Raw genomic sequence first — 14,529 nt, 5'->3', positions numbered from 1 at the left:
GAGCGCCATCGCCGCAAGCAGCGCGCTTACTTTGCCTAATCGCCTACTCGTTAATATATTTGGTTATTCCTAGTTACTTATGACAGTAGCAGTGATTATCTTAAGCTTTATGCATTTTATCTAAAAAAGTGCATGCATAAATTGACTTTGCCAACACTAAATATAAACATATAGGGGACAGATGTCCCAGCTTAACTTCTCTTTAATAAAGAAGCTAGGACTTCACTCAACATAATCTAACTTTTGTGAATGGGTAAGTCCTACAAATCTCAATGATACTGTAGCAAAGCAATTCCTGGTTACTGCTTATGATTAACGTTCCCGGCTACCAGATTCTTGCCCAAATTTACGAAAGCGCCAATTCACTCGTTTATCGTGGCATCCGAGAACAAGATAACAAAGTAGTTATCCTCAAGGTGCTAAAAGAAGACTATCCCACCCCAGAGGAACTCCGCAGATATAAGCAGGAATATTGCATCACCTGCCATCTAAATTGCAATGGTGCTATCCAGGCTTATGGCATCGAAAACTATCACAGAACTCTGGTCATTATCCTTGAGGATTTTGGTGCTTCTTCCTTAAATATGTTGATGCGTGAGCGCGACTTTACCCTGGCTGAATGTCTCAATATCGCCATTGCTGTGACTGAGAGTTTAAGTTATATCCACGCAGCCAATATCATCCACAAAGATATTAACCCCAGCAACATTGTTCTCAACCCAGAAACAGGACTGCTCAAAATCATCGACTTTGGCATTGCCACTGTTTTAACTCGTGAAAATCCTACCTTCAAAAATCCCAACGTCATAGAAGGCACATTAGCCTATATGTCACCAGAACAAATCGGCAGGATGAACCGCACTCTGGATTATCGTACGGATTTTTACTCGCTAGGCGTCACCTTTTACAAACTGCTTACCAAACAACTACCGTTTACAACTGATGATGTTTTGGAATTGGTGCATTGTCATATCGCCAAACAACCACCTCCACCCCACATAGTAAATTCAGAAATCCCCCTAGTCGTGTCAGATATTGTTATGAAGTTGATGGCAAAAAATGCCGAACAGCGATATCAAAGCGCTTGGGGATTACTAGCTGATTTGCACGAATGTATCACCCAGTTGCAAGCATCAGGAACTATCTGTGAATTTCCGCTAGCAACTCAAGATATTTCTGACAAATTTCACATCCCACAAAAACTGTATGGACGGGAGGCGGAAGTTCGGGCTTTACTGGCAGCTTTTGAGAGAGTTGCCACTGATGTTAACTTAACCTCTCCACGCCAGTCGCCTCAATGGGAGGAACCCTCGGTGCCTCCTGCGGAGGAGCAACGCTTACGCATAGCGTACATAGAGAGCACAGTTCGCTCCGAGGGAAACCCTCGTCTCCTGGTGGCACAGAAGAGCCAAACTCCCGCCTTCCCTAGCACTGAAGGTAGACAGGGAGGGTTAGGTCGAGTCGAAATGATGTTGGTAGCAGGGTATTCCGGTATCGGTAAGTCAGCTCTTGTGCAAGAAATTTATAAACCAATTACTTCTAAGCGCGGCTATTTCATTTCCGGTAAGTTTGACCAATTTGGGCGCAACATCCCCTACTCTGCTATCGTGAGTGCCTTTAAGGAATTGGTACGACAACTGTTGACAGAAACCGAAGACCTACTGCAACATTGGCGAGAAAAAATTTTAGCGGCTGTGGGTCCGTATGGACAGGTAATTATTGATGTGATTCCCGAAGTCGAACTCATTATTGGCAAACAGCCAGATGTTCCAGAGGTGGAACCAACTGAATCACAAAATCGTTTTAATCGAGTCTTTCAAAACTTTATTCGGGTGTTTTGTGCCAAAGAACATCCCTTGGTGATCTTTTTAGATGATTTGCAGTGGGTAGACTCAGCAACTCTCAAATTAATTGAGTTGATGATGACCGATAGCGAGACGCAATACCTATTTCTCATAGGGGCATATCGAGATAATGAAGTCAATGCAACTCATCTGTTGATGATGACACTTGAGAAGCTAAGAAAACAAGGGCAAACTATCAATTCTATTACCTTAGCTCCGTTAGGACTCGAGTCGATTAGCCAACTGATTGCTGAAACGTTGCACAGTGATATCAGCACAGTTAGACCTTTGGCTGAGTTAGTACTGCGTAAAACTTTTGGTAATCCTTTTTTTGTCAATGAATTCCTTAAAACACTACACACCGAATATCTCATCACCTTTAATTTTGCATACCACAGATGGGAATGGAATCTAGCTCAAATAGAAGCGAAGGACATCACTGATAATGTGGTGGAATTGATGATTGGCAAGTTGAAGAAACTGCCAGAGTCAACTCAGCAAGTTTTACGTTTAGCGGCTTGTGTAGGTGCTCAGTTTGACTTAAATACCCTCTGTGTCATCTGTGAAAAATCAACCAGCGAAATTTTTTCAGATCTAGTGACGGCAGTTCAAGCTGGGTTAATCCTGCCCACATCTGAGTTAGATAAAGACCTATTTATTCAAAATTATAAATTCCTGCATGACCGAGTTCAACAAGCAGCTTATGCTTTGATTGATGAGAATCAAAAACAGGCTGTTCATTTACAAATTGGTCGCAATCTTCTTCAGAAAAATTCACCACAGATATTATTCAACAAACTATTTGAGATTGTGGATCATCTCAATTTTGGTGTGGCACTTGTCACCCATCAAGCAGAACGAGATGAAATCGCCAGATTGAACTTAATGGCAGGTCAGAAAGCAAAAGCGGCTGTCGCTTATGTTGCTGCTGTCAGGTATTTAACTGTAGGAATGGAATTTCTGGCAATTAATAGTTGGCAAACGAATTATGAGCTAACATTGGCATTGTATGTAGAAGCAACAGAAGCAGCGTACCTTAGCCTTAACTTTGAGCAGATGGAGCAATGGGCAACAGTTGTCCTGCAACAGGCAAAAAACCTTCTGGACAAAGTGAAAGTTTATGAGGTGAAAATCCAAAGCAGCCGAGCGCAAAGACAACAACTCCAAGCGCTCAAGATTGGGCTACAAGTGCTGGAGCTACTAGGTGTAGCTCTACCCTCCTCGCCTACTCAATCGGATGTTCAACAAGCACTCTTAGAAACAAAGCTAGCTTTGAGTGGAAAGAACATTCAGGACTTAAGCAATTTACCACCCATGACAGATGCCAATAAGCTGGCAAGCGCAACCATGCGGATCTTAAATAGTCTGTTGTCTTCTGCCTATCAAGCTGCGCCTGCATTGTACCCGCTGCTTGCGTGCAAACAGGTGAATTTATCGCTCAAACATGGCAATGCTCCCCTTTCTGCCATTGGTTATGCCATGTACGGAGTCATCTTAAACGGGGTAGTTCAAGACGTTGAGGGAGCCGAGCAATTTGGCTCTTTAGCTTTAAGTCTCATTGAGCGGTTCAATGCTAATTCCCTCAAGAATAAGGCATTATTGACAATAGCAGGATGCATAATTCATGGAAAACATCATGTTAGAGAAAGCATATCACTTGCACAGGAGGCTTACTCTAGCGCGGTAGAAAATGGAGATTTTGAAATGGCAGCCTATGCTGCCGCCTTTGAATGTAGTTACTCATATTTGACCGGTCTGGAATTAACGAAGTTAGAGCAAAAGATAGCCAACTATAATGATGCCTTCCCTCAACTTAAGCAAGAAATGAACTTAAGCCATCAAATTTGTCACCAGGTAGTCATTAACTTGTTGGAACGAACTGAAAACCCTTGCCATTTATTGGGTGAAGAGCAATTGCTACCGCTTCTTTTGGCAACCGAACGATGCAGTATTTCCCCCTTTTATGTCTACAAACTTATGCTTTGTTTTCTATTTGGGGAACTTACTGAAGCTTTAAAAAATGCCGCCTCTGCCGAACAGTATCTACATGAAGTGCCAGGGGTACTACAGGTTCCTCTATTTCATTTTTACGATTCTTTGGTGCAGCTGGCGGTGTATCCATCTGTACCTTATTCTGAACAAGAACAGCTGCTCCTTAAAGTGACAAGTCACCAAGAAAAGATGCTCAAATGGGCGCATCATGCCCCAATGAACTTTCAGCACAAATATGACTTAGTAGAAGCTGAGAAAGCACGAGTCTTGGGTCAAGTTTTTGAGGCGGAAGAGTTTTATGAACGAGCCATTCAAGGTGCAAATGACAACGAATATATCCAAGAAGAAGCATTAGCTTATGAGTTAGCGGCAAAGTTTTATCTAGCGCGTGCTAGGGAGAAGATTGCCCGAACCTATATGCAAGAGGCACACTATTGCTACAGACGCTGGGGCGCTACTGCCAAGGTTAAAGATTTGGAAGCAAAATACCCACAGTTACTGACGAAATCACCTGTGGTGAGTCACACACAAGACACGCGCATAACAAATCCCACTACCACAACTGCCAGTCGTTCTAAGGAAGGTTTGGATTTAGCGACAGTGATGAAAGCTAGCCTTGCGATTTCCGGTGAAATTGTTCTGGATAAGTTACTCAGTTCCTTAATGAAAATTCTCATTGAGAATGCTGGGGCGCAAAAAGGATTTTTGATTTTAGAAACCTCAGGTCAACTGCTGATTGAAGCCTCTGGAGAAGTAAATTCCTCAATCGAAGGAAACACCTACCAGACAAAGGTGTTGCAGTCAATTCCCATTGACAATCGCCTACCTGCATCAATTATTAATTATGTAGTCCGCACTAAAGAAAGTGTAGTTTTAAATGATGCAACTAGTGAGGGAAACTTTACACTTGACCTGTATATCCAACAGCATCAGACCAAATCTGTTTTATGTGCGCCACTTGTTAATCAAGGTCAACTGCAAGGTATTATCTATCTGGAAAATAATCTAATTACTAATGCCTTTACCCCTAATGAATTGAAATTTATCAAAATCTTATCTTCTCAAGCTGCTATTTCCATTGAAAATGCACGGCTCTATAACAATTTAGAAGAATATAATCGTACTTTGGAAACTAAAGTAGAAGAACGTACCCAAGAACTCTCACAAGCACTTGAGCACCTCAAAGCCACTCAAGAAGAGCTGATTCAATCAGAAAAAATGGCAGCACTGGGACAACTGATTGCTGGGGTAGCCCATGAAATTAATACGCCATTGGGAGTTATTCGCTCCTGTGCGGGGAATATTTCTAATTTCCTAAATCAAACTTTGTTAGAGTTACCCTCATTATTCCAATCTCTGTCTGTAGAACAAAAGCAGGATTTTTTAGCTTTAGTGCAAAAGTCAATCACAAGAGAATCAACTTTCTCTGCTAGAGAAGAGCGCCAATTCAAGCGAAATTTAATTCATCAATTAGAAGAATTGAAGATTGAAAACGCCGATACTCTTGCCGATACCCTAACAGATATGCGGATTTATCACGACATTAATGCTTTCTTGCCCCTGTTAGAAAGACCAGATAGTTTACATTTGTTAAACATTGCGTATAAACTTTCAGGATTATACAGAGGCACTCAGACAATCAACACTGCCATAGACCGCGCTGCAAAAGTGGTATTTGCTCTGAAAACTTATGCCCGATATGACTCGTCCGGTGAAATGACTCCTGCTCATCTAAGCGAAGGGATTGAAACCGTGTTAACCCTCTATCACAATCAATTCAAACGTGGTGTGGAGGTGAAACGAAATTATGCTGATTTACCTGCTGTACTATGTTATCCCGATGAACTCAACCAAGTGTGGACTAATCTCATCCATAACGCTTTACAAGCAATGGAGAACCAAGGCACTTTAACGATTGATGTCACACTGCTTCCCCAGTCTATAAAGATTAGTATGACTGATACGGGTAAGGGGATACCACCAGAGATTCAATCGAAAATTTTTGAGCCATTTTTTACCACTAAACCTTTGGGAGAAGGTAGTGGTTTGGGACTTTATATTGTCAAAAAAATTGTTGAAAAGCATTCTGGTAATATCACCGTAGAAAGCCAACCAGGTCGAACAAGCTTTCATGTTTTTCTACCTGTTCAACCAATTTAGGAAATACCGAATGTCTAAACCAGTTATTTTATGTGTTGACGATGAAAAAGTCATCTTAGAAAGTCTGAAAGCTCAACTTAAATCAGCATTTGGGAATGCTTATCAATATGAAGTAGCTGAAGATGCTAATGAGGCTTTAGAGTTAATTTACGAATTGACTGAGGAACGCATCAAAATTATTCTTATTGTCTCTGATTGGTTAATGCCTGGTATGAAGGGGGATGATTTTCTGATTCGCGTCCATCGGGAATTTCCCTATATTATTAAAATTATGCTGACAGGTCAAGCTGATGAAGCATCAATTGAGCGTGCGAAAAAATACGCTGATCTACATTGTTGCATATCTAAACCTTGGTCGGAAGCTGATTTAGTGGAAGCTATTAAATCTGCTATGGCTAAACTATGACTAAACAGGTAATTATCTGTGTCGATGATGAAAGAACTATACTCATGAGCCTCAAAGCTGAACTGAAAGAGGCACTTGGTAAAGATTACCTCATCGAAATTGCTGAAGGGGGTGAAGAGGCTTTAGAGCTAGTTGAAGAATTGCTAGAAGATGGGTATGGGATTCCCTTGATTATTTCCGACCATATTATGCCTGGTATGAATGGAGATGATCTGTTAAAGCGCATTCATTTGCTCTCTCCAAAAACCCTCAAGGTGATGCTAACTGGACAAGCAAATCTTGATGTTGTAGGCAATGCAATTAAGTATGCAAAACTATATCGTTATATTGCCAAACCTTGGGAAGCTGAAGACTTAAAATTGACGGTAAAAGAAGCAGTCAATAGCTATCTTCAAGAAAAAAAGATAGCTGAAAAGAATGCTCAACTCGAGCAAATGAACCAAGCATTGGAAGAATTAAACCGTCAACAAACTGTACTCATTGAAGCACTTAAGAAAGCAGAACAGAAATATCGCAGTATCTTTGAAAATTCGTTAGAAGGAATTTTTCAGATTACACCTGACGGATTTTATATCAATGCTAATCCTGCCTTAGCATACCTCTACGGCTATAACTCGCCTGAAGAGTTAATTCCAACTATTAATAATAACCAGCATCAATTGTACGTCGAGGTACATCGTCGTACGGAGTTTTTCACCCTAATACAAAAGTACGATGCCGTATCAGCGTTTGAATCTCAGGTTTATCGCAAAGATGGCAATATCATCTGGATTAGTGAGAACGCGCGTGCTATCCGCGATGCTAATGGGGTACTCCTCTACTATCAAGGTTTTATCGTGGACATCACAGCACGCAAACAAGCAGAAGCCGAGCGAATTCAGTTTACCCAGGATTTAGCACTCAAAAATGTTGCCCTACAGCAAGCAAAAGATGCGTTAGCCGAATCCAACCTCACTTTAGAAAACAAAGTTCAAGAACGTACTCAAGAACTATCACAAACCTTAGAAATTCTTAAAGCAACTCAAGCAGAATTGCTATTTGAAAATGCTCTGCTTAGAAGTGAAGAAGACTCTTACATCTTTGACTATCAAGTTGGGGGAAGTTTGCCCTTAGATGCTCCTACATATGTGGTGCGTTCTGCAGATCGTCACCTTTACAAGGCGTTGCAACGTGGGGAGTTTTGTTACATTCTCAATACACGGCAAATGGGTAAGTCCAGCCTTATGGTACGCATGATGCATCATCTTCAGCAAGAGGGGTTTTGCTGTGCAGCGATTGATATGAGCCGCATTGGCAGCGAAAATATTAGCCCACAACAATGGTATAAGGGATTGGCAGTAGAGTTATGGCAAACTTTTAACTTAGTCGGCAAGGTTAATCTTAAAGCTTGGTGGAATGAGCAACTTGATATTTCTCCAGTTCAACGGTTAAGTCGATTTCTTGAAGAAGTCTTACTAGTTCAAGTGAGATTAGAAAATGATGCACCTCCAAAAAAATTAGTGATTTTTTTAGATGAAATTGATAGCGTCTTAGGTTTAAATTTCCCTGTAGATGACTTTTTTGCTATGGTTCGCTTCTGCTATAATCAACGCTGTATCAATTCAGAATATCAGCGTTTAACCTTTGCTTTGTTTGGAGTTGCAGCACCATCAAGTTTGATTAATAATTACCAGAGAACCCCCTTTAATATTGGTCGGGCAATTCAACTTAGTGGTTTTCAATTGCATGAAGCTCAACCTTTACTTCAAGGATTAACACACAAAGTTAGCAATCCTCAAGTCGTACTTAAAGAAGTGTTGTCCTGGACGAATGGTCAGCCTTTTTTAACTCAAAAGCTCTGTAAACTCATCCGTAATTCTTCATCTCCTATTCCTACAAATAGTGAAGCAGAGTGGATTGAAAATTTGGTACGAACAAAGGTGATAGAAAATTGGGAATCACAGGATGAACCAGAACACCTGAAAACCATTCGCGATCGCCTTTGTCGGTGCGCTCCACGCAATTGGGCTTTACCCAGCGCCGGAGGCGATGAGCGCCTCTTCGAGATTAATGAACAAGCTACTAAACTTTTAGGGCTGTATAGACAAATTTTGCACGAAGGAGAAGTTATCTCAGTTGATAGTCCTGAGGAAAGGGAATTGCTTTTGTCGGGGCTAGTGGTTAAGAAACAGGGCATCCTAAGAGTCTATAACCGGATTTATGAATTAATCTTTAACAGCAATTGGATTGCGCTGCATATCTAGATCAGTTGATCTTCAAATAGGGTTTGTGCAAATTCTCTACACATCGAGGACAACTCTTGAAGTTCCCCTTTCCGCTAGCAAACACAGGTGGTGAGTTTTTAATTCGTCGCAGGTTGCGCTTCTTGATAAACGATTTCCTGAAACTGAATCACATCTTTGTGTGGATCGGCATGAAAAACTTTAACTAATAGCTGTTCGCCCAATTTCACAGACCGTTTGAAAAACATGGGTAACTGCAAGCCCAAATCTTCTAACAGAATGAGTGCCAAGCCACTGTCTTCTCTCAACCACATCAGCACTGTTACTTCCCAAACTTGCTCGGGGTAACGACGCAGATACTCCAAAGCCCAATATCTGTTTGTTTGCCGTTCTACCATCGTCACCTCTTGGGTGATAGAAGAAACGGTCATCATGACTTCTTTCAATTGTTCTGCTGAAAAGGGCAAAACTTCACCACGCAGGTGAGCTTTAAGTTGAAAGTGAGTCAGTAAATCGCTGTAGCGGCGGATAGGTGAAGTTGCTTGAGTGTAGGTATCTAAACCTAAGCCAGAATGACGCACAGGAGTGATGCTCATTTCGCTCTTGGGCATACAACGCCGCATAGCACAGGCACGGACGAATCCTGCGGGTAGCTGTAGCAATTCTTGCTCAGGGGGTAATTCTGGCTGTGGCTGACCGCGAAATGGTAACGGAATATTATGCTTTTGACCGTAGCGGGCAGCAACTTCACCAGCAACAATCATCATCTCGGCGACCAATTGCCGTGCTTTGGAGTCTTCTAAGATTTCAATATTGATATCATCGCCTTTGACTTTTATCATCGCCTCCGGCATATTAATGCTAATGGCTCCTTGGGCGTACCGCCAAGCTTTACGTCGTTGTGCCCAATTTGCGATCGCTGCAATTTCTGATTCCGCCTGCACGCCTAAATCTAACATTTCATCTACATCTTCGTAGGTCAGGCGATAGGTCGGTTTAATGAAACTTGGGTGGATACTGTAATCTTCGACTGCCCCAGTGTCATCTAAAACAATCCCAAAACTCAGGGCGTAACAAACCTTTCCCTGCACCAGACTCATTGGTCCTGTTGCCAAGACCTCAGGGAACATGGGAACCATGCCTGTGGGCAAATAAACTGTACTACCCCGCTTTCTCGCTTCTAGGTCTAACTCATCTTCTGGCATCAACCAGCGCGTAGGATCAGCGATATGCACCCACAACTGCTCCTTACCATTGGGGAGTAATTCCCAACTTAGACCATCATCTATCTCGGTAGTACTTTCATCATCGATTGTGTACACCTTCAGGTAGGTCAGATCCAGGCGGTTGATATCTCGATCTGGCACATATGATTCCAATCGCTGTTGCGCCACTTCTAATACCTTGCTAGCGAACTGTACGGGAATTGACGAACGACGCAGAAATAAGTTCTCATGCGGACTCCACCAACCCAAGTCCACTAACAGTTGAAAGGCTCCTTGGGGGGTTGCGGTGCGTCCCAGCATATTCATCGTTTCCAAGACTAACGCTGGCGGAGGATAGGCGCGAGCCAGAGAGTCATAACTTAACCCCACACGTATAACATCAGCTAGTAGGGCTGCATATTTTTCTAGGGCTTCCAAGCGGTGGCGGTCGTGGCGTTGCCACTCAACTGGTTCTCCTTTGAGCGCCGCCTCTACTTTAGCCAAAAATTCTTGCTGTCCCTTAGCTTTTAGCGCTTCCACCTCTAGCTGGTGTTTGCGTTCTGCTACTTGAGCTGCACTGCGCGGCTCGTAAGCTTCTCCCTTCTGCTTAAAGTAGATTTTATCCTCTGATAACAAGTGATACGCAGCGTAGCGATGAGCCGCTTGTGATTCTGAAAACAGCAGATTTGCCATCTGGATTGGCGTCACTGTTTCCCCACTTTCTACTAGTAATTCCCAAGCCACCTCTAAACTGGAGGGATCTAAATAAGGCTTGACCTGCTCTAGAAACTCGAATATTTGCGAAGGCTTGTAGGGTTGCCCGGTCACTGCGTAGGTGATTTGCCGAGGTGCGAGACTGTGGGACTGACCCCGTTCATCTATCACAAATAAACGAGCTTTGCCGTCTGGACGGTCTACTACACCCAAACGGCGATCGCTACCAAGTCTAAATTCAACTAGCGTCCCCTTCTCCACAAGCCTCGCAGTTATTGATAAAGTTTTGAATTTTGATTTTTGATTTAGTTACGAGTTAGGAGTTAGGAGTCAATAACTCATCACTCTTAACTCATCACTCTTAACTATTATTAGCCTTCCGCATTAATAAACGGCAACAAAGCCACAATACGAGCGCGTTTAATCGCTGATGTCAACGCTCGCTGTTGCTGAGCTGTCAGTCCAGTAATCCTCCGAGGGAGTATCTTACCCCGTTCGGTAACAAACTTACGCAACAAATCCACATCTTTGTAATCAATTGGTTCTCCCGGCTTAATCGGGGATAAACGACGACGGTAATAGCTCATGTTTACTTGATTTCCTTGTGATCAGTATGTTTGTTGCAGTGAGGGCAGAACTTTTTTAGTTCTAGTCTATTGGTGGTGTTGCGACGGTTTTTAGTCGTGGTATACCGTGAAACACCAGGAGAACGCTTGTTTGCGTTAGTGCGACACTCGGTACATTCTAGTGTCACTACTATGCGGACACCTTTACTCTTAGCCATAATCTTACAAAAATTGTTGTCTGAAGAGAATTAACACAAATATCTATTGTCTCATATTACGTCGCCCTTTTTCAACTAATCGCTTAACTTTTATGTCCAGCGAATAGCCACGATGGGACGAAACGACCATAGTCTTGGCGTAACGGTCATGCAAAGCTTGCCGCTGCTGGGTATCAGATAAAGCTGCACCACAGTCAATTGCCAAGGGAATCAATAGCAGTATAGCAGTGGGATTGCGTAGGATATTACTTAGAGCAACAGAAACTAGAAGCGCACTCAGCCCAACTATCCCTTCTCGCTTCAAAAGAGATTGCATATCAGGAATTTTACCGCGTTCGAGTTCCAGCACCTTTATATCAAAAGCATAACGCCCTAAACTCTGCCCCTGATTGTTGTAAGGCACAATGATCCGCAAAATGCCCCAACCAATAGCAAAGACTAGTATTTGAACAATTTGCACACCGAGTTGAGAACTTCCCAATAACGAACTCACTATCCATACACAAAGGAAATCAATCCCTAATGCCAGACCTCTTCGCCCAAACTCTACCTTGGGATAGTGTTTGGGGGGAACTTGTTCAATAGACATATATAGAGTTTGGGGGTTGGTTTTGTTTTTCCGTCTACCTCAATGTTAAGGGGTTAACCAACAGTTCCAAAACCAAGTATTCGTGTCACTAAAACAGCCCTAAGTACGGATTGCCAAGTTCTAGAGGTGTCATTTTTTGTTTTCCATTCTTCAAAGGACTTGAACACGAATGTATTCACAACTTAAAATTCAAGGCTTCAGTACTGCGATTACGCTAGTTTCTGCGAATCCCAATAACTTCCAACAAGTTCCAAAGACGGTAATATGCCATGATTATTCAATGGGAGTTTGATGGTAAATGTTGTGCCGACTCCCACTTGGCTTTCTAACTGAATCTGACCTTGATGTAAATCAACACACTTTTTAACTATCGACAGCCCTAGTCCTGTTCCTGGAATACTACCCACATTGGTAGCGCGGTGGAAGGTTTCAAACAAACGTTGTTGGTCTTTCAATGGGATACCAATCCCAAAATCTTGGATTTGGAAAGTTGCTGTATCATCCTCACAGATAACGTCAAATCGAATTGTACCGCCTTGAGGAGAATACTTGATGGCATTAGAAAGTAAGTTAGTCAAAATGAAACGTAACAGGTTTTCGTCTACTTCAACTGAGGTCTGTTCACCTTGAAAGCTAAAGATAATTTCGTGTTTACTATTAGCACTCAGTTGCAAACTTTGTGTGAGTTCGCTACAGAAATTTTCTAAATTTAGCAGTGTAGGTTCACATTGTAGTTTACCTACATCACTTCTGCCCAAAAATAAGACTTCATCTAATAATTGCAGCATATGACGAATGGCAGTTTGAATCTTGCCAAAGTATTTACTTTTTTGCTGCTCAGTCAACTGCTGGTTGTATAATTCGAGTAGTTCTACTGCCGTCCGAATCACAGTCATCGGATTGCGGAACTCGTGAGAAACCATTGAAACAAAGCTAGATTTCATCTCGTTGAGTTCCCGTTCCTGTTCCCACGCCTTGACAACTTCTGCTTCAGCACGTTTGCGATCGCTCATATCCCGACCTTCGACGATTAGCAGCACCACTTTTCCTGTTTCATCTTTTAAAGGTTTGAGGGAAAAATCAATCCACACGATCACATCATTTGCGCCACACACCTGCAATTCCTGGCGGACAAATTCACCATCAGCCGCCTTGGCAATCACAGTTTTGAACCACTCCTGATTTCCCGAAGAGTGACTCCAGTTTTTGAGTTCCCACAACGGTTTACCAACACAATCTTGTTGTTGACTATCGCACAAGTTAAGGGCAGTTTGGTTAATTTCTAGAACAATTCCCTCTGGAGTGAGCAATACCATTGATTGGAATGTTTGTTCAAAAATCCCCCGCAAGCGACGTTCACTTTCTCGCAGCTGTTTAACAATTTGTCCCCGTTCCATAGCGTAGCGAATAGTACGCATAAGTAAGTTGGGTGTGATTTGTCCCTTAACCAGATAATCCTGTGCCTTTTTTGCTACTGCTTGTAAGGCAATGTCTTCATCGTCAAACCCCGTTAACACCACAATTGGGATATTTGGTACTGCGGCGTGAAATTCTGCTATAGTGTTTAATCCCTCGGAATCTGGGAGAGAAAGGTCTAACAAAACTACGTCAAAAGTGCTTTTGCTACATGCATCAACAGCGTCACTCAGCCGCTCGAATTGTAACACCTGCCATCTTTCCCCACCCAAGTGCCAAAGTGTTTGCTGCAGCAACTTGGCATCGCTGGGAGAATCTTCTACTAATAGAATACTAATTGATGCCGTGTTCATAAAATCAATTTATTTTGGTGGTAACTTAACTGCTGCTAGCCAAAAATCATTAATCAACTGTACGATGTGAATAAACTGATGAATATCAATTGGCTTAGTAACGTAGCAATTGGCATTCAGGTCATAAGACCTCAATATATCCTGTTCATCCATGCTCGTGGTGAGAACAACCACTGGAATTCGTCTGAGATCAGGGTCTAATTTTATTTCTGTCAGCACTTCCCGACCATCCATACCAGGTAGATTGAGATCAAGTAAGATCAGGTCTGGACGTGTAGCCGTGGCATACTCACCTTGACGAGTCAAATACTCGATAGCCGTTTCGCCATCCTCTACCCAGTTTATGTTGTTAGTAATCTTGGCTTGAGTCAAGCCTTTGATGGTGAGGTGAGCATCGCTGTATGAGTCTTCTACTAACAAAATTTCAATTGGTTGTAAGGTCTGGCTGTCATCCATATGTATTTGTCAGACTTGTCAAGTGATGGCTCTTGCAGTTTAGGGAATGGTAAAGTAAAATGTTGTTCCTGCTCCAGATTTATCCACCGTGGTGCTGGACAATTTTTTTACAAATAGCCAGACCAATACCAGTACCAGGAAGTGGCATGACTTTGTGTCATCTCCATCTGCAAATTGCTGACTACGTGCCGCAGTATAGCATTGCAGTCAGTGGGAGCAAAGCCGATGACGCTAGAACCAACGCGGTGATTAACCAGCAAGTTGCCAACTAATTGCTGCATCCACGTTGCTCCTTCCACAATGTAACTCATGTATTGCCGTGCTGGCGAGTCCAGACAGTCTTGGTAGTAGACTAAAACTTAACGAGTAGCCAATACTAACGATAAAG

The 14,529-nt window shown here is 42.5% G+C and carries 9 protein-coding genes and 3 pseudogenes; 4 read left to right on the top strand and 8 right to left on the bottom strand.

The genetic code is table 11. The features are described 5' to 3' along the window. Positions 1-308 precede the first annotated feature (308 nt). The 4 genes and pseudogenes from MAS10914_RS0109500 to MAS10914_RS36625 all read left to right on the top strand — a co-directional run. Positions 309-5,996 carry a trifunctional serine/threonine-protein kinase/ATP-binding protein/sensor histidine kinase gene (locus MAS10914_RS0109500; protein WP_017315697.1) on the top strand — a complete coding sequence of 1,896 codons (5,688 nt, stop codon included), beginning with the start codon at positions 309-311 and terminating at the stop codon, positions 5,994-5,996. A 10-nt stretch (positions 5,997-6,006) separates the two neighbouring features. Beyond that, positions 6,007-6,402: a response regulator gene (locus MAS10914_RS0109495; protein ID WP_017315696.1), complete on the top strand. Its 396-nt coding sequence runs from the start codon at positions 6,007-6,009 to the stop codon at positions 6,400-6,402. Continuing rightward, positions 6,399-7,226, top strand: a pseudogene (locus tag MAS10914_RS36630) (response regulator); the annotation flags it as partial. The gene MAS10914_RS0109495 and the pseudogene MAS10914_RS36630, both read left to right, overlap by 4 nt. 15 nt (positions 7,227-7,241) lie before the next feature. Continuing rightward, positions 7,242-8,645, top strand: a pseudogene (locus MAS10914_RS36625) (AAA-like domain-containing protein); the annotation flags it as partial. A 98-nt stretch (positions 8,646-8,743) separates the two neighbouring features. Here the strand turns inward: MAS10914_RS36625 and MAS10914_RS0109485 are convergent. From MAS10914_RS0109485 to MAS10914_RS0109460, 8 genes and pseudogenes are all read right to left on the bottom strand, one after another. Next, positions 8,744-10,804, bottom strand: a complete 2,061-nt coding sequence (locus MAS10914_RS0109485; RefSeq protein WP_017315694.1) for a ribonuclease catalytic domain-containing protein — start codon at positions 10,802-10,804, stop codon at positions 8,744-8,746. Between the two features lie 110 nt (positions 10,805-10,914). Beyond that, positions 10,915-11,130: a 30S ribosomal protein S18 gene (rpsR, locus tag MAS10914_RS0109480; protein ID WP_017315693.1), complete on the bottom strand. Its 216-nt coding sequence runs from the start codon at positions 11,128-11,130 to the stop codon at positions 10,915-10,917. 2 nt (positions 11,131-11,132) lie between these two features. Further along, positions 11,133-11,327, bottom strand: a complete 195-nt coding sequence (gene rpmG, locus MAS10914_RS32690) for a 50S ribosomal protein L33 (protein ID WP_071599811.1) — start codon at positions 11,325-11,327, stop codon at positions 11,133-11,135. Positions 11,328-11,370: 43 nt separating this feature from the next. Next, the gene (locus MAS10914_RS0109475) at positions 11,371-11,916 is read right to left on the bottom strand and encodes an RDD family protein (protein WP_017315692.1); all 546 of its coding nucleotides are present in this window, start codon (positions 11,914-11,916) and stop codon (positions 11,371-11,373) included. 209 nt (positions 11,917-12,125) lie between these two features. Continuing rightward, a complete protein-coding gene (locus tag MAS10914_RS0109470; protein ID WP_017315691.1) occupies positions 12,126-13,685 on the bottom strand; it encodes a hybrid sensor histidine kinase/response regulator in 1,560 nt (519 codons plus the stop codon). 9 nt (positions 13,686-13,694) lie between these two features. Continuing rightward, complete coding sequence (locus MAS10914_RS0109465) at positions 13,695-14,141, bottom strand: response regulator (RefSeq protein WP_017315690.1); 447 nt, start codon at positions 14,139-14,141, stop codon at positions 13,695-13,697. Positions 14,142-14,180: 39 nt separating this feature from the next. Beyond that, positions 14,181-14,280: pseudogene (locus MAS10914_RS36620) on the bottom strand (ATP-binding protein); the annotation flags it as partial. Then, positions 14,249-14,452: a hypothetical protein gene (locus MAS10914_RS0109460; RefSeq protein WP_017315689.1), complete on the bottom strand. Its 204-nt coding sequence runs from the start codon at positions 14,450-14,452 to the stop codon at positions 14,249-14,251. The gene MAS10914_RS0109460 and the pseudogene MAS10914_RS36620, both read right to left, overlap by 32 nt. Positions 14,453-14,529: the final 77 nt, after the last annotated feature.

This window comes from Mastigocladopsis repens PCC 10914 (genome assembly GCF_000315565.1).
Classification (GTDB): domain Bacteria; phylum Cyanobacteriota; class Cyanobacteriia; order Cyanobacteriales; family Nostocaceae; genus Mastigocladopsis; species Mastigocladopsis repens.
The sequence above is the reverse complement of the archived record's forward strand: the minus strand, read 5'-3'. Positions and strand labels throughout refer to the sequence as shown.